This is a genomic window from Pseudoduganella violaceinigra DSM 15887 (genome assembly GCF_000425385.1).
Classification (GTDB): Bacteria; Pseudomonadota; Gammaproteobacteria; order Burkholderiales; family Burkholderiaceae_D; genus Rugamonas; species Rugamonas violaceinigra.
The window spans coordinates 163,677-178,061 of record NZ_AUDI01000015.1; the positions used below are offsets into that span (position 1 = coordinate 163,677).

A 14,385-nucleotide genomic window follows, 5' to 3' on the forward strand; every position below is an offset into this window, starting at 1 on the left:
CAGGAGGCAGACAGTCCTTCTGCGGTTACGCCTTCAGGAAACGCTCAAGAATGCCGCTCGAACCGAAGGCGGCGCGGCGCAGGCGGTCGTTCACGCCCAGCCAGGCATCGTCGCTCGGCGGTGCTTCGACGAGGATCAATTCAACCTGCTCCTGGTCCATCGCGCGCAACGCGGCATACACACCGTAAGCATACCCCTTTGGCTCGGCCGGAAGCGCCACATTTGCTTGCGTTAGCGCAAACGCCGAGTAGTGGATCAGCGCGGCATGACGCCCGCGCAGCGTGAGTTGCGCAAGGGTTTTTTCGATGTCGCCAGTCGGCAACAGTGCCACGGGCGCCTTGGGCGCGTAATGCGACTCCAGCGTGCCGGACGCGCGCGGCGCGGCCTGGTCGGGCTGGCGCGGCATGATGCCGATCACGTCGGCGATCTGCTGCGCGCTGATGTGGCCGGGGCGCAGCAGCACCGGGCCGTGCGTGGCCAGGCGCGACATGTCAAGGATGGTCGATTCGATGCCGACCTGGCTCGATCCGCCGTCCAGCACGCAGTCGATCACATTGCCCGGCCCCACTTCGTCGTGGAATTCATCGCGCACGTGCTGCGCGGTGGTCGGGCTGACGTTGCCGAACTTGTTGGCCGATGGCGCCGCCACGCCGCCCTTGCCGCCTTTGAAAGCTTGCAGCAACTGCATGGCGACCGGATGCGAGGGGCAGCGGATGCCGACCGTATCCTGGCCGCCGGAGACGGCGTCGGGGATGTGGGCATTGCGCTTCAGGATCAGGGTCAGCGGGCCGGGCCAGAAATGGCTGGCCAGCGCGCGCGCCTGCTGCGGCACTTCGGTGGTCCAGTAATCGAGGTCGGCGCCGGGGGCGACGTGCACGATCACTGGATGGTCCTGCGGGCGGCCTTTGGCGGCGTAAATTTTGGCCACGGCAGCCGGGTTTTCCGCATCCGCACCGAGGCCGTACACGGTCTCGGTGGGAAAAGCGACCAGCGCGCCGGCCTCCAGCGCCGCCGCGGCGGCGGCGATGTCGGCTGGCGCGGCCGTGGCTGCGGCCAAGGCGCGGGAAGCGGCGTCGCTCATGGCTCGATGCCCAGGATGGCGCAGGCGGCGTTGAGGTGCTGCTGCGCTTCCGCCAGCGTCGGCGCGACGAAGGTCAGGTGGCCCATCTTGCGGGCACGGCGCGGTTCTTCCTTGCCGTACAGGTGCAGGTTGGCGCCCGGCAGCGCCAGCACCTTGTCCCACGCCGGTTCGCGCACCCGGGTTTCATCTGCGCCCTCGCCTTCATACCAGATGTCGCCCAGGATGTTCAGCATCACGGCCGGCGAATGCTGGCGCACATCGCCCAGCGGCAGGCCGGCCATGGCGCGCACCTGCTGCGCGAACTGGCTGGTGACGCAGGCGTCGATGGTGTAGTGGCCGCTGTTGTGCGGACGCGGCGCCATCTCGTTGACCACCAGCGAGCCGTCGGCCAGCACGAAGAACTCGATGCACAGCACGCCGACATAACCCAGCTCGGCGACGATGGTCTGCGCCGCCGCCTGCGCCTTGCGCGCGCAATCAGCGGTGATGTTCGGACCCGGCACGGTGGTGGTGAACAGGATGCCGTCGCGGTGCACGTTTTCGGCGATCGGGTAGACCACCGAAGCGCCGTCTGCGGCACGGGCGGTCAGCACCGATACTTCATAGGCCAGCGGCAGCATCTTCTCCAGCAGGCAGGTGACCTGGCCCATACCGTCGAACGCCGCGCGCACCTCGTCGCGCGACTTCACGCGCACCTGGCCCTTGCCGTCGTAGCCCATGCGCACCGTCTTCAGGATGCCCGGCAGCAGGTCGTCGCTGATGGCGTCGATATCCGCCTGCGCAGCGATCACCTTGTGCGGCGCCGGCAGCACGCCGGATTTGGCGGCGCTGGCGACGAAGAAGCTCTTCTCCGCGATACGGTCCTGCGCCACGGACACGCCGTGCGCATTGGGCGCCACGAAGACCGATTGCGCGAGGCGCGACAGGCTGTCGGCCGGCACGTTCTCGAACTCGGTGGTGACGGCCACGCATTGCGCGGCCAGGGCATCGAGGCCGGCGGCATCGCTGTAGCCGGCATTGATCAGGCGGTTCGCCGCCTGCCCCGCGGGGCAATCGGCGGACGGCTCCAGCACGGCCACGTTGTAGCCCATGCTCTGCGCGGCGTGCGCGAACATGCGGCCAAGCTGGCCGCCGCCCATCACACCCAGCCACGCCGGAGGATTTTTCACATCATTACTCATACTCTTACAGCGGCAAAGTCATGGCCTTGGCGGCCGCGGTTTGCGAAGCGCGGAACGCTTCCAGCTTAGCAGCCAGCGCATCGTCGGTGGTGGCGATGATCGCCACGGCGGTCAGGGCCGCGTTGGCGGCACCCGCCTCGCCGATGGCGAAGGTCGATACCGGCACGCCCTTGGGCATCTGCACGATCGACAGCAGCGAGTCTTCGCCGCGCAGGTACTTGGACGGCACCGGCACGCCCAGCACCGGCACGATGGTCTTGGCGGCCACCATGCCCGGCAGGTGGGCCGCGCCGCCGGCGCCGGCGATGATGGCGCGCAGGCCGCGCGCGCGGGCGCTCTCGGCGTAGGCGAACATTTCGTCCGGCATGCGGTGGGCGGAGATCACCTGCGCTTCATGCGGCACGCCGAACTGCTTCAGCATGTCGACGGCGTTCTTCATCACGTCCCAGTCGGAGGACGACCCCATGATGATGCCGACCAGTGGTTTATTCTCGGACATGGCTTATACCTTCAGCTTCTGGCCGGTCAGGCGCTCGATGGCTTCGAAATACTTGGCCTGGGTCTTCTCGATCACTTCCGCCGGCAGGGCCGGCGCCGGTGGCGACTTGTTCCAGTCCTTCAGGGTTTCCAGGTAGTCGCGCACGAACTGCTTGTCGTAGGACGGCGGCGAGATGCCTGGACGGTAGGAGTCGGCCGGCCAGAAGCGGGAAGAGTCGGCGGTCAGCACTTCATCCATCAGGTGCAGCACGCCATTGTCGTCCAGGCCGAATTCGAACTTGGTGTCGGCGATGATGATGCCCTTGGTCGCCGCGTAGTCGGCGGCAGTGGTGTACAGCTTGATCGCCACGTCGCGGATCTTGGCGGCCAGTTCGGCGCCGATACGCTGCTCCATGTCTTCGAAGCTGATGTTTTCGTCGTGTTCGCCCAGGTCAGCCTTGGCGGCCGGGGTGAAGATCGGCTGCGGCAGCTTGTCCGCCTGCTGCAGGCCTTGCGGCAGCGTGATGCCGCAGATCGCGCCGGTGGACTGGTAGTCCTTCCAGCCGGAGCCGATGATGTAGCCGCGTACCACCGCTTCCACCAGGATCGGCTTCAGGCGCTTCGCCACCACTGCGCGGCCTTTGACCTGCTCCACTTCGTCCTGCGCCACCACCGATTCCGGGGTGACGCCGGTCAAATGGTTGGGAACGATGTGGCCCAGTTTCTCGAACCAGAAATCGGACATCTGGTTCAGGACCATGCCTTTGCCGGGGATCGGTTCGTTCATCACGACGTCGAAGGCGGACAGGCGATCGGTGGTGACGATCAGGATCTTGTCGGTGCCGACTGCGTAGTTGTCGCGCACTTTACCGTGGCCCAGCAGGGGGAGGGATTTGATGGAGGATTTGTACAGGCTGTTCATGGCGGGGGTACTTTGAGAATTGAAAACCGGTAAACCTGGGTCAAACCCAAGGGTCTGACCCGACCGGCGGCAGTCGCGTATGCGGGTCAGACCCTTGGGTCCGACCCTGCCTTACCGGTTTACTTAACGATCTGGGCCAGCTCGCCGGCCTTGTAACGCTCAGCCATCTTCTCCAGCGGAATCGGCTTGATCAGCGACGCGCGGCCTTCGCAGCCGAACGACAGGAAGCGTGCCTTCACCACTTCTTCAGCGGCAGCGCGGGCTGGCTTCAGGAAGTCGCGCGGGTCGAACTTCGATGGGTTCTCGAACATGTACTTGCGCACGGCGGCGGTCATGGCCAGGCGGATATCGGTATCGATATTGATCTTGCGCACGCCGTGACGGATGCCTTCCTGGATTTCTTCCACAGGCACGCCGTAGGTTTCCTTCATATCGCCGCCGAATTCGCGGATGATGGCCAGCAGTTCCTGCGGCACGGAGGAGGAACCGTGCATCACCAGGTGGGTGTTAGGGATGCGGGCGTGGATTTCCTTGATGCGGTCGATCGCCAGGATGTCGCCGGTTGGCTTGCGGGTGAACTTGTAGGCGCCGTGCGAGGTGCCGATCGCGATCGCCAGCGCGTCGCACTGGGTCTTCTGCACGAAGTCGGCGGCTTGCGCCACGTCGGTCAGCAGCTGTTCGCGGGTCATGGTGCCTTCCGCGCCGTGGCCGTCTTCCTTGTCGCCCTTCATGGTTTCCAGGGAACCGAGCACGCCCAGTTCCGCTTCCACGGTCACGCCGATGGAGTGGGAGAACTTCACCACTTCGCGCGACACGTCGACGTTGTACTCGTAAGAAGCAACGGACTTGCCGTCCGCCATCAGGGAACCATCCATCATCACGGAGGAGAAGCCGGACTTGATCGCAGCCATGCAGACTGCCGGCGACTGGCCGTGGTCCTGGTGCATGACGACCGGGATGTGCGGGTAGGCTTCGATCGCGGCGTCGATCAGGTGGCGCAGGAACGCCTCGCCGGCGTATTTACGGGCGCCGGCGGAAGCCTGCATGATCACCGGCGCATTGACGGCGTCGGCGGCAGCCATGATGGCCTGCACTTGTTCCAGGTTGTTGACGTTGAAAGCCGGGATGCCGTAGCCGTGTTCGGCAGCGTGGTCCAGTAGTTGGCGCATCGATACGAGGGACATGGTATTACTCCAAACAATAAAGAAATCGTTAGCGTTTATCGTGCCGAGTCGGCGCGGTGAGTGAACTCACCGACTTTCACGATACGCAATGCGTTCGTGCCGCCCACCTTGCCCATCGGCGCACCCCAGGTAACCACAATCATATCGCCCTTCTGGGCAATACCCTGTTTCACGAGGAGGTCTTCCGCGGCGCGCAGCACGACATCGGTCGGCGCATCCTGCATCAGCTGGTAGGTGCACACATTGCGGTACAACGCCAGCTTGCGCTGGGTGGTGGTGCTCGGCGTGAGCGCAATAATCGGGGTGTCGATGTTGTGGCGGCTCATCCACAGTGCGGTCGAGCCGGACTCGGTCAGGGCCACAATCGCCTTCACGCGCAGGTGGTGCGCGGTGAACAGGGCGCCATAGGCGATCGACTGGTCGATGCGGGTGAAGCGGGCGTTCAGGAAATCCGCATCGAGCTTGTTGTATTCGGACTGCTCGGCCTCGGTGCAGATGGCCGCCATCATTTCCACCGTTTCCACCGGGTATTTGCCGGACGCGGTCTCGGCCGAGGTCATCACGGCATCGGTGCCGTCCAGCACGGCATTGGCCACGTCGGACACTTCGGCCCGGGTCGGCACCGCGTTGAAGATCATCGACTCCATCATCTGGGTCGCGGTGATCGCAATCTTGTTCGATTCGCGCGCCAGGCGGATCATGCGTTTTTGCAGCGCCGGCACGGCGGCATTGCCGACCTCGACAGCCAGATCGCCGCGCGCCACCATGATGCCGTCGGAGGCGTTCAGGATCTCCTGCAGGGCGGGAATGGCTTCCGCGCGCTCGATCTTGGCGATCATCAGCGGCTTGAAGCCGAAAGGCTCGCCGGCGATATTGGCCAGCTGGCGCGCCATTTCCATATCGGTGGCGTTTTTCGGGAAGGAAATCGCCAGGTAATCGGCCTGGAACGACATCGCCGTCTTGATGTCTTCCATATCCTTGGCCGTCAGGGCCGGCGCGGTCAGGCCGCCGCCCTGGCGGTTGATGCCCTTGTTATTCGACAACTCGCCGCCGATCTTCACGGTGGTGTAGATCTCGCTGCCGGCGATCTTGTCCACGGTCAGCACGATCAGGCCATCGTTGAGCAGCAGCACATCGCCGGCCCTCACATCGGTCGGCAGGCTCTTGTAATCGAGGCCCACGCGCTCCTGGTTGCCCAGCTCGCCGTTCTCGCCCCACTTGGCATCGAGGATGAACTTGTCGCCCTTGGCCAGCTCGATCTTGTTGTTCTCGAACTTGCCGATACGGATCTTCGGCCCCTGCATGTCGGCCATGATCGCCACTTCCTTGCCGCATTCCGCCGCCGCCTTCCGCACCAGGGCAGCGCGGTCGATATGATCCTGCGCCTTGCCATGGGAGAAATTCAGGCGGACCACGTCCACGCCTGCCTTGATCATCTGGATCAGAATATTCAGGTCGGTCGACGCCGGGCCGATAGTTGCAACGATCTTGGTGCCACGTGCCATGAAGGTTCCTTCGGGTGAGCTTAAGAAAGTTCAAAAGGCGCCTTGCGGGCGCCTTTTACCGTGTTACTGCGCGCGTTGCGCCAGGATTTCCACTGCCGGCAGGGTCTTCCCTTCGAGGAATTCCAGGAAGGCGCCGCCGCCGGTGGAGATATAGCCGATCTTGTCGGTGATCTGGTACTTGGCGATGGCCGCCAGGGTGTCGCCGCCGCCGGCGATCGAGAAGCCCTTGGAGTTGGCGATGGCCAGGGCCAGGGTCTTGGTGCCTTCGCCGAACTGGTCGAACTCGAACACGCCGACCGGGCCGTTCCAGACGATGGTGCCGGCTTCGGCGATCTGGGCCGCCAGCTTGGCGGAAGTCTTGGGACCGATGTCCAGGATCATATCGTCGTCGGCCACGTCGGCCACCGCCTTCACGGTGGCGGCGGCAGTTGGCGCAAACTCCTTGGCGCACACCACATCTTCCGGAATCGGCACGGTGGCGCCGCGGGCGGCCATGAGGTCGATGATGGCCTTGGCTTCGGCAACGAGGTCGGCCTCCGCCAGCGACTTGCCGATCTTCAGGCCGGCAGCCAGCATGAAGGTATTGGCGATACCGCCGCCGACGATCAGGTTATCGACCTTGTCGGCCAGCGATTTCAGGATCGACAGCTTGGTCGACACTTTGGAACCGGCCACGATGGCCAGCAGCGGACGGGCCGGCGCGCCCAGGGCCTTGCCCAGCGCATCGAGTTCAGCGGCCAGCAGCGGCCCGGCGCAAGCGACCGGCGCAAACTTGGCGATACCATGGGTGGTCGCCTCGGCGCGGTGGGCGGTGCCAAAGGCATCGTTCACGTACACATCGCACAGCTTGGCCATCTTCTGGGCCAGCTCATCGGAATTCTTTTTCTCGCCCTTATTGACGCGGCAGTTTTCCAGCAGCACCACCTGGCCGGCCGCCACATCCACGCCGTCCACCCAGTCCTGCTGCAGCGCGACCGGCTGGCCCAGCAGCTCGGCCATGCGCGTGGCGATCGGCGCCAGGCTGTCTTCCGCCTTGAACTCGCCCTCGGTCGGACGGCCCAGGTGGGACGTCACCATGACTTTGGCGCCCGCCTGCAGAGCCATCCTGATCGCCGGAATCGAAGCGCGAATGCGAGTATCTTCGGTGATATTGCCCGCATCGTCTTGCGGCACGTTCAGATCTGCACGGATAAATACGCGCTTACCTTGCAGCGCATTGCGCGCTACCAGGTCTTCCAGGCGGTTGAATTTCAGCATGGTTACTCAGGGGTCACTGTTGGAAAGAGCGCTATTTTACCTTAAGCCGGTGGCGCTTAGCCGCTTGTTAAGCCCGGGCGAAGCCGATATTTAATTATCGGATTGACCATATTTCTCGCGGATCGCGCGGGAAGTCCCATCCTGCTCCATCGACGCCAAGGCATCGGCCAAGCGAGCCACCAGCTGCGGATCGCAGGAAAGCGAGCAAGCCAGGTAATTGTAGGTCGGCCCGAGCGGCGGACTGACGAACGTCTTGACCTTGGGCTCCGCCGCCAGCAACAGCTCGCTCCCCTCGGCAATCGGCCCATACCAGGCATCGATGCGATGCTGCCACAGCATCTTGGGCGGGGTTTGCGCCTGGTTCAACTCACGGATCTGCCCGTCGCTGAAGCCCTCCTGGCGCAGGATATGCAGCCCGGCGGTGCCGCGCGACACCCCGATGGCGCGGAAGCTGGCGCGCGCCTCGCCAAAATTGCGGACAAATTTATCCAAGGAAAAGAAAGCGCGATTGACCTTGATCAGCGGCGCGATCCAGGTATACAACGGTTCGCGCGCCGGCACGCGGGCCAAGGGGATGATCAGCAGGTTGCGCGAGGCGGGATGGGCCACGGTCGCCAGCGCGCGATTGCTGGGCACGACCTCCAGCTTGACCTCATACCCCGCGCGTTTCAGCCCCTCCAGCGCGATATCACCGGCCACGCCCTTGCGATCCGGCTCATTGACGGTCAGCGGCGGCACCTCCATCAAATACAGGACCACGCTCTCCGCCCGGCAGCCAACGGCAGCTCCCCCCAGCAGCAGCGCCAGCAGCACCTTGCCCATCATCGCCTCCCGGATTTCCTTTCATTGTAGTGCGGAAATTCGGGGTCAGGTCTGTCATTCGGACACCGACACCACACCTTTGACCTAAATCAAACGGTCAGCGCGCAATTGTGCTGGGGCCCGCCCCAGGACTGCGCGCACGCAGCGCGCCATATGGCTGGGATGCGCGAAGCCCGCTTCCAGCGCGATTTCTGTATTGCTGAGCTGCCCCGCCAGCAGCAATTGGCGGGCGCGCTCGACGCGGCGGCCAAGCACGAAGCGGTGCACCGGCATGCCCACCGCATGGCGGAACAGCGCCTTGAAGTGGGAAACGCTGAAACCCGCCACCGCCGCCAGCTCGGCCAGCGTGAGATCCCGGTCGAGATTGGCCTCGACGTAATCCTGCACCGCACGCAGCCGCCAGACCGGCAAGGCACGCACCGGCCCAGCCACGGGCAAGCGGTCAGGCCACGTTTGCAGCGCCAGCAAACGGGCCGCCAAGGCGCTGGCCAGGCTGTCGGCAAAGAGACGTCCGCTGGGGTGGCCATCCTGCTCCTCCGCCTGCATCATCCAGCCAATGCGCTCGACCTGCGGATCGCGGATGTGGATGGCGGGCACCAGGCCGGCCTCCAGCCGCATATGCCCGGCCGCCTCCTGCATGAGGGCGGGATTCAGGCGCAGCAGCAAAGAGGTGGCGGGAGCTTGCAAGGTCCAACGCGTACTGGAACCTGCAGGCACCACGCAGAATTGTCCATGCAGCCGCGTCCCCTGCCGCTCATGGCGGCCGGCCCGGTAACTGACCGGCACGGGGCTCCCCAGATGCAGGCACAACACGTGCCGCCCGTCCACCGGGGAATCAAAGCGTCCAACGGGCACGGGCGAAGTCAGGACATCCAGCAGCGGCGCCTCGTCCCGCGCTGGGTAACACGAAGGTCTGGTTGTCATTGGCGGTCTCTTGCACGCAAGCCGCTTCCGCTTGGGCTCGCAGGAAATGGGAGAGTGCGCCAATTCCCACGCCAGCGCAATCGAAAAATCAGCCGATTCTGCTCGGCGCCGGCCGATCATGCGCGCGGCATATTGCCGGCGCCACTAGCATGGCCCCACCACATCGCCACCGCATGGAGACTGCCTTGAAACGCCGAAAATTCCTCACCCTATCGGGCGCCGCGCTTGCCGCGGGCGCTGCACCTTGCCTTTCCATCGCCGCGCCCGCAGCGCCTTCCAGCGAAGTCGCCAGATTCCGTACAGCGCGGCGCTATGCGGAGCTGCCGCAGGGACGAATCGCCTATGCGGAACGCGGCGCCGGCCCGTCGGCGGCGCTGTTCCTGCACGGTGCCCCGCTCAACAGCCTCCAATGGCGCGGTGCGCTTGAACGGCTGGCGCCCTATCGCCGCTGTATTGCGCCGGACTTCATGGGACTGGGCTACTCGGAAGTCCCGGTCGGGCAAGCGCTGGCGGCAAGCGATCAAACCGCAATGCTGGCCGCCCTGCTCGACCGACTTGGCGTGGGTGCGGTGGACATCATCGCCAGCGACAGCGGCGGCGCCGTCGCCCAGCTATTCCTGCTGCGCTATCCCCAGCGCGTACGCAGCATGATGCTGAGCAACTGCGACATCGAGCCGCACAGCCCGCCCGCCGAAATCGCCCCCGTGCTGGAAATGGCGCGCAAGGGCACGCTGGCCGACAACACGGCCAAGTGGCTGGCCGACACAGCCATGGCGCGCGCCACATTCGGCGCCGCGGTCTTCCACAATCCGGCGCAGCTGACCGATGAGATCATCGAATACTATGCGGCGCCCCTGGTCGGTTCACCGCTGCGGCGCGCGCAGTACCATGCTTTCCACAATGCGCTGTCGCCGAACCCGCTGGCCGGTATTGAGGCCCGGCTGCGGCAATCGACGGTACCGGTGCGTATGGTCTGGGGCGCCAGCGACACCATTTTCACGCTGGCCGATGCGCGCTACCTGGATCGGTTGTTCCCAGGTTCGCAAGGCATTCGCGCCATCCCGGAAGGCAAGCTGTTCTTCCAGGAGGAATTCCCCGACGTCATTGCGGAAGAAGCCCGCAAACTCTGGCGGGTTTAGTGCCGGATTTCGAGGTTGTGGCCGTCGGGGTCTTCGAAGTAGCACGCCAGCGCCAGCCCGCGCGCGCCGTACTGGGGCTGGGGCTGGCTGCCGGCGCGGTCCATATGGTTGCCGCCGAAGGGGATGCGGCGTGCGCGCAGCTGCGCCATCACGCGCTCGAAATGTTCAGGGTCGACGCGAAAGGCTAAATGCAGGTGGGTGTTAGGCGGCTCGGCCAGCAGGTCCAGGGTGAAGCCTTCGTTCACACGCACCACCTCGAATGGCCCCGCCCTGCCCTCGTGCTTAAAGCCAAGCACGTCTTCATAGAAACGAATCGAGTGCGCCGGATCGCTCACCCGCAAGATCATGTGGTCAATTTCCGCCATAAACCCTCCTGAGATTTCACTCATTATCATTGAGATAGATCAAAGGTGTGGGCGAGCTGTCCAAATGACAGACCTGACCCCGAATTTTATTGGATGAGTAAGCGCAGGGCGGTGAGGCAGGCCATGCCGAACAGGATGGTTTCGAGCATGCTGCGGCGGGCGAGGTAGTAGGCGATCGCGGCTATGCCGGCGATCAGCTTGTAGTTGTGGATGCTGAATTCGACCGTGCCTTGCGGGTCAAGCAGCAAGTCGGGGCCGATGATGGCGGCCAGTGCGCACGCCGGGGCGTAGCGCAGCATTTCCTGGATGCGGGTCGGGATCGAGACGTGCTCGCCGATGACCCAGAACGAGGAGCGGGTGACCGCAGTGGCCACGCCCAGGGCGAGGATGGTGATCCAGATTTCAAGGTCAGACATTGGCGGCCTTTCGTCGTTCGATTTGCCCTTCCACCAGCATGGCGGTGAACATGCCGATAATGACGGCGGCCAGCAGGCCGAGTTTGTACGGCAGCGCGTGCGCCAATACGGCGGTGACGCCGGCCACCAGGGCGCCGGCCAGCGCGGGACGGGTGGCGACCATCGGTACGGTGATGCAGACGATGGCCAGCGTGCCGGCAAAGCCCAGGCCCCATTCGGCCGGGACGGCGCTGCCAAGGAAGATGCCGGCGATGGAGCCGGCTTGCCAGGCCAACCAGTTCGGGTAGACCAGGCCGCGCAGGTAGGAGACTTTGCCCACTTCCGGTGTTTCGCTGGGGAAGCGCTGCAGGAACAGGGCTGTGGTGAGGTCGCCGGAGCCGTAGCCAAGCAGGAAGCGGCGTACCAGCGGCAGCTTGGCGAAGTGCGGCGCCATCAGGGCGGAGAAGATCACGAAGCGCAGGTTGACCACGACGGCGGTCAGGAAGATCACCCAGACCGGGGCGGCGGCCGCGATCAGGGGCAGCGAGGCCAGTTGGGCCGAGCCGGCGAAGACGACCAGGGTCATGCCCAGCGCCTGCATCACGGTGAGCCCCGATTTGACCATGGCCACGCCCACGACCAGGCCCCAGGCGCCAATGCCGAACAGGGGCGGGATGCTGTCCTTCAGGCCGGCGCGCCAGGAGGGTTCGTGATGGGCTGCCACATCGGGCTGGCTATCGGGATACGTCATGTTGTGTGCTTGCCACGGCTGTGCAGGCTGCCGCTTGGGAAAGGCGACATTCTACCGGCGAATGCTTTTCGTTGCCGGGATGGATTAAAATCTTGATTTTTGATCTCGCGGAGTGTTATAAAATGAGCAACACCACCCAGCCAGTCGAACTCGATGGCAAAGACCTGCCGGCCTACTGCCCGAATCCGGCCATGCCGCTGTGGTCTTCCCACCCGCGCGTGTTCCTGGACTTTAAGCATGGCGAAGCGAAGTGCCCGTACTGCGGCACCCAGTACCAGCTGAAGCCTGGCGCCGACGCCGGCCACCACTAATCACATTCCCCGGAGCCCGGATGGCAGCGCGTAAACACCAGAATGGCAGTGCGGCGGAAGTCGAAGCGGCCTTTTACGATGCCTTGAACCGGGCCGACCTGGAAACGCTGATGGCCTTGTGGGCCGACGACGAGGAAATCGTCTGCGTCCATCCCGGCGGGCCGCGCCTGATCGGGCACAGCGCCATCCGCGAATCCTGGAGTGCATTGCTGGAACATGGCGGGTTGCAAATCCGCCCGTCGCAGCTGCACGAAACACACAACCTGATGAGTTCGGTGCATACTGTCATTGAAGGCATCACTGCCGCCAGCGGCGACGCGGCGCACCTGATTGCGACCAATGTGTACGTTAAAACACCGAAGGGTTGGCGCATTGTGTTGCATCATGTGTCTGTAGCGCCGGGACCCGTTCCCGTCGATCCGCGCGCTCAAATACTGCATTAGACAACAGGATCGGCCCGCTGGGACGATCCCAGCCGCGCCATGAACTACATCGCCCCTTTCTGGCTGCCCAGCGGCCACTTACAGACCATTTATCCAGCGACCTGCATCGCCAGGCCCGCGGTCCGTTTCCGCCGTGAACGCTGGCATTCGCCGGATGCGGACTTCATCGATGTCGATTTTGTCGACGGCCAGCCGGGCCAGCCATTCGTGGTCTTGTTCCACGGCCTGGAAGGGTCTTCCGACAGCCATTATGCGCGCGCCCTGATGGCGGAAATCACGCGCCGCGGCTGGTCGGGCGCGGTGCCGCATTTCCGCGGCTGCTCGGGCGAGCCGAACCTGGCGCCGCGCTTCTACCATTCCGGCGATTCCGGTGAACTGGACTGGATCATCCGCCGCCTGCGTCCCTATGCCAGCGGCAAGTTCTACGCCTGCGGCGTGTCACTGGGCGGCAATGCGCTGCTGCGCTGGTTGGGCGAGTCGCAGCACCAGGCCGCGTTTGTCGACGCGGCTTGCGCGGTGTCGGCGCCGCTCGACCTGGCGCAGGGCGGCAACGCCCTGTCGCGCGGCCTGAGCCGCTTGTACACGCGCATGTTCCTGCAGACGCTGAAGCCGAAGTGCGTGGCCAAGCTGCGCCAGTTTCCCGGCCTGTTCGACCTGGATGCGCTGATGGCGGCGCAGGACTTGCACGCCTTCGATAATGTGGTGACGGCGCCCCTGCATGGCTACCGCGATGCCGACGATTACTGGGACCGCGCCAGCGCCAAGCATGTGCTGACCGATATCACGGTGCCGACCCTGGTGCTGAATGCCCAGAACGATCCTTTCATGCCGGGCCGGTTCCTGCCGCGCCAGGCGTCGCGCCAGGTGCTACTCGATTATCCGGCGGAAGGCGGCCATGTCGGCTTTGCCACCGGTCGCCTGCCCGGCAGCCTGGACTGGTTGCCGCTGCGCATGCTGAACTTCCTGACCGCCACCGAAATGGCGGAGGCTTGAGCGATGGATGACATCGTCAAACAGGCAATGGCCAAATGGCCCAACGTGCCCCACTGCTACGGCTGGCTGGCGCTCGATGCGCGCGGCAATTGGCGCATGCGCGACGAACGCGCCCAGCATTTCAATCAGGCCGGCGACAAGCTGACCAATCCTGCCCTGGTCGGCTTCATCACGCGCAATTACCAGAGCGATGAGGAGGGCCGCTGGTTTTTCCAGAACGGGCCGCAGCGCGTCTACTTGAACCTGGAAACCACGCCTTTCATCGCGCGCACCGATCCGCTCCATGGCTTCGTGTTGCACACGGGGGCGCCGCTGGGTGAAGTCGATGCGGCTTGGCTGACCGAGGCCGGCGAACTACTGCTGCGCAGCGGCGAGGTGCTGGCCCAGCTCGACGACCGCGATTTCGCGCAGTTGCTGCCGCAGCTGGAGTTGAATGGCTCGCCGGTGGGCGATAATGCCCTGCTGGCATGGCTGGATGCCGCAGCAAGCGATCCGGCCGGCCTGTCGCCGCTGACGTTACGCATCGGCGAACGCGCCGTTCCGCTGGCGGCGATGGCGCGCGACAGCGTACCGGCAGCCTTCCGCTTTCAGCGCTCACCCCAACCCTGAGTCGGAGCAACCCGGGCCTGGCCCCG

At 64.7% G+C, this 14,385-nt stretch carries 17 protein-coding genes; 5 read left to right on the forward strand and 12 right to left on the reverse strand.

Annotation, left to right across the window (positions count from 1 at the left end; translation table 11 throughout):
• Positions 1-25: 25 nt before the first annotated feature.
• The 9 genes from H597_RS0110175 to H597_RS30430 form a co-directional block, all read right to left on the reverse strand.
• The gene (locus H597_RS0110175; RefSeq protein ID WP_051293674.1) at positions 26-1,081 is read right to left on the reverse strand and encodes an L-threonylcarbamoyladenylate synthase; all 1,056 of its coding nucleotides are present in this window, start codon (positions 1,079-1,081) and stop codon (positions 26-28) included.
• Complete coding sequence (locus H597_RS0110180) at positions 1,078-2,262, reverse strand: 5-(carboxyamino)imidazole ribonucleotide synthase (protein WP_028102046.1); 1,185 nt, start codon at positions 2,260-2,262, stop codon at positions 1,078-1,080. Before H597_RS0110180 ends, H597_RS0110175 begins: the two co-directional genes overlap by 4 nt.
• Before the next feature lie 4 nt (positions 2,263-2,266).
• Complete coding sequence (gene purE, locus H597_RS0110185) at positions 2,267-2,761, reverse strand: 5-(carboxyamino)imidazole ribonucleotide mutase (protein WP_028102047.1); 495 nt, start codon at positions 2,759-2,761, stop codon at positions 2,267-2,269.
• 3 nt (positions 2,762-2,764) lie between these two features.
• Complete coding sequence (locus tag H597_RS0110190; protein ID WP_028102048.1) at positions 2,765-3,661, reverse strand: phosphoribosylaminoimidazolesuccinocarboxamide synthase; 897 nt, start codon at positions 3,659-3,661, stop codon at positions 2,765-2,767.
• Positions 3,662-3,780: 119 nt separating this feature from the next.
• Positions 3,781-4,845: a class II fructose-bisphosphate aldolase gene (fba, locus tag H597_RS0110195; protein ID WP_028102049.1), complete on the reverse strand. Its 1,065-nt coding sequence runs from the start codon at positions 4,843-4,845 to the stop codon at positions 3,781-3,783.
• Positions 4,846-4,880: 35 nt separating this feature from the next.
• A complete protein-coding gene (gene pyk / locus H597_RS0110200; RefSeq protein WP_028102050.1) occupies positions 4,881-6,350 on the reverse strand; it encodes a pyruvate kinase in 1,470 nt (489 codons plus the stop codon).
• Positions 6,351-6,413: 63 nt separating this feature from the next.
• The gene (locus H597_RS0110205; protein WP_035373739.1) at positions 6,414-7,607 is read right to left on the reverse strand and encodes a phosphoglycerate kinase; all 1,194 of its coding nucleotides are present in this window, start codon (positions 7,605-7,607) and stop codon (positions 6,414-6,416) included.
• 90 nt (positions 7,608-7,697) lie between these two features.
• Positions 7,698-8,432: a substrate-binding periplasmic protein gene (locus tag H597_RS0110215; protein WP_051293675.1), complete on the reverse strand. Its 735-nt coding sequence runs from the start codon at positions 8,430-8,432 to the stop codon at positions 7,698-7,700.
• Positions 8,433-8,513: 81 nt separating this feature from the next.
• Positions 8,514-9,353 (reverse strand): helix-turn-helix domain-containing protein, encoded by an 840-nt coding sequence (locus H597_RS30430; RefSeq protein ID WP_035373742.1) that lies wholly within the window; start codon positions 9,351-9,353, stop codon positions 8,514-8,516.
• A gap of 185 nt (positions 9,354-9,538) precedes the next feature.
• Between H597_RS30430 and H597_RS0110225 the strand changes: the two genes are divergently transcribed.
• Positions 9,539-10,492, forward strand: coding sequence for an alpha/beta fold hydrolase (locus H597_RS0110225; protein WP_028102053.1), 954 nt, complete (start codon positions 9,539-9,541; stop codon positions 10,490-10,492).
• Here the strand turns inward: H597_RS0110225 and H597_RS0110230 are convergent.
• The 3 genes from H597_RS0110230 to H597_RS0110240 all read right to left on the reverse strand — a co-directional run bounded on the left by H597_RS0110230 (position 10,489) and on the right by H597_RS0110240 (position 12,003).
• The gene (locus H597_RS0110230) at positions 10,489-10,857 is read right to left on the reverse strand and encodes a VOC family protein (protein ID WP_028102054.1); all 369 of its coding nucleotides are present in this window, start codon (positions 10,855-10,857) and stop codon (positions 10,489-10,491) included. The genes H597_RS0110225 and H597_RS0110230 overlap by 4 nt on opposite strands.
• An 86-nt stretch (positions 10,858-10,943) precedes the next feature.
• Positions 10,944-11,273, reverse strand: a complete 330-nt coding sequence (locus tag H597_RS0110235; protein WP_028102055.1) for an AzlD domain-containing protein — start codon at positions 11,271-11,273, stop codon at positions 10,944-10,946.
• Positions 11,266-12,003: an AzlC family ABC transporter permease gene (locus tag H597_RS0110240; protein ID WP_028102056.1), complete on the reverse strand. Its 738-nt coding sequence runs from the start codon at positions 12,001-12,003 to the stop codon at positions 11,266-11,268. Before H597_RS0110240 ends, H597_RS0110235 begins: the two co-directional genes overlap by 8 nt.
• 122 nt (positions 12,004-12,125) lie before the next feature.
• Here H597_RS0110240 and H597_RS0110245 point away from each other — a divergent pair, with 122 nt between their 5' ends.
• Genes H597_RS0110245 through H597_RS0110260 form a run of 4 tightly spaced genes read left to right on the forward strand, consistent with a single transcriptional unit; the run spans position 12,126 to position 14,359 of the window.
• Positions 12,126-12,314 carry a zinc-finger domain-containing protein gene (locus H597_RS0110245; RefSeq protein WP_028102057.1) on the forward strand — a complete coding sequence of 63 codons (189 nt, stop codon included), beginning with the start codon at positions 12,126-12,128 and terminating at the stop codon, positions 12,312-12,314.
• A gap of 20 nt (positions 12,315-12,334) precedes the next feature.
• Positions 12,335-12,757: a YybH family protein gene (locus H597_RS0110250; RefSeq protein ID WP_028102058.1), complete on the forward strand. Its 423-nt coding sequence runs from the start codon at positions 12,335-12,337 to the stop codon at positions 12,755-12,757.
• A 39-nt stretch (positions 12,758-12,796) separates the two neighbouring features.
• Positions 12,797-13,750 (forward strand): YheT family hydrolase, encoded by a 954-nt coding sequence (locus tag H597_RS0110255; protein WP_028102059.1) that lies wholly within the window; start codon positions 12,797-12,799, stop codon positions 13,748-13,750.
• Between the two features lie 3 nt (positions 13,751-13,753).
• Positions 13,754-14,359, forward strand: coding sequence for a DUF2946 family protein (locus tag H597_RS0110260; RefSeq protein WP_028102060.1), 606 nt, complete (start codon positions 13,754-13,756; stop codon positions 14,357-14,359).
• Positions 14,360-14,385 lie beyond the last annotated feature (26 nt).

Excerpts from the sequence above, each read along its gene's own strand:
- H597_RS0110255 (WP_028102059.1), top strand. The coding sequence starts at position 12,797 with ATGAACTACATCGCCCCTTTCTGGCTGCCCAGCGGCCACTTACAGACC.
- H597_RS0110240 (WP_028102056.1), bottom strand. The coding sequence starts at position 12,003 with ATGACGTATCCCGATAGCCAGCCCGATGTGGCAGCCCATCACGAACCC.
- H597_RS0110190 (WP_028102048.1), bottom strand. The coding sequence starts at position 3,661 with ATGAACAGCCTGTACAAATCCTCCATCAAATCCCTCCCCCTGCTGGGC.
- H597_RS0110215 (WP_051293675.1), bottom strand. The coding sequence starts at position 8,432 with ATGATGGGCAAGGTGCTGCTGGCGCTGCTGCTGGGGGGAGCTGCCGTT.
- H597_RS0110250 (WP_028102058.1), top strand. The coding sequence starts at position 12,335 with ATGGCAGCGCGTAAACACCAGAATGGCAGTGCGGCGGAAGTCGAAGCG.
- fba (WP_028102049.1), bottom strand. The coding sequence starts at position 4,845 with ATGTCCCTCGTATCGATGCGCCAACTACTGGACCACGCTGCCGAACAC.
- H597_RS30430 (WP_035373742.1), bottom strand. The coding sequence starts at position 9,353 with ATGACAACCAGACCTTCGTGTTACCCAGCGCGGGACGAGGCGCCGCTG.
- H597_RS0110205 (WP_035373739.1), bottom strand. The coding sequence starts at position 7,607 with ATGCTGAAATTCAACCGCCTGGAAGACCTGGTAGCGCGCAATGCGCTG.
- pyk (WP_028102050.1), bottom strand. The coding sequence starts at position 6,350 with ATGGCACGTGGCACCAAGATCGTTGCAACTATCGGCCCGGCGTCGACC.
- H597_RS0110245 (WP_028102057.1), top strand. The coding sequence starts at position 12,126 with ATGAGCAACACCACCCAGCCAGTCGAACTCGATGGCAAAGACCTGCCG.
- H597_RS0110175 (WP_051293674.1), bottom strand. The coding sequence starts at position 1,081 with ATGAGCGACGCCGCTTCCCGCGCCTTGGCCGCAGCCACGGCCGCGCCA.
- H597_RS0110180 (WP_028102046.1), bottom strand. The coding sequence starts at position 2,262 with ATGAGTAATGATGTGAAAAATCCTCCGGCGTGGCTGGGTGTGATGGGC.
- H597_RS0110230 (WP_028102054.1), bottom strand. The coding sequence starts at position 10,857 with ATGGCGGAAATTGACCACATGATCTTGCGGGTGAGCGATCCGGCGCAC.
- H597_RS0110235 (WP_028102055.1), bottom strand. The coding sequence starts at position 11,273 with ATGTCTGACCTTGAAATCTGGATCACCATCCTCGCCCTGGGCGTGGCC.
- H597_RS0110260 (WP_028102060.1), top strand. The coding sequence starts at position 13,754 with ATGGATGACATCGTCAAACAGGCAATGGCCAAATGGCCCAACGTGCCC.
- purE (WP_028102047.1), bottom strand. The coding sequence starts at position 2,761 with ATGTCCGAGAATAAACCACTGGTCGGCATCATCATGGGGTCGTCCTCC.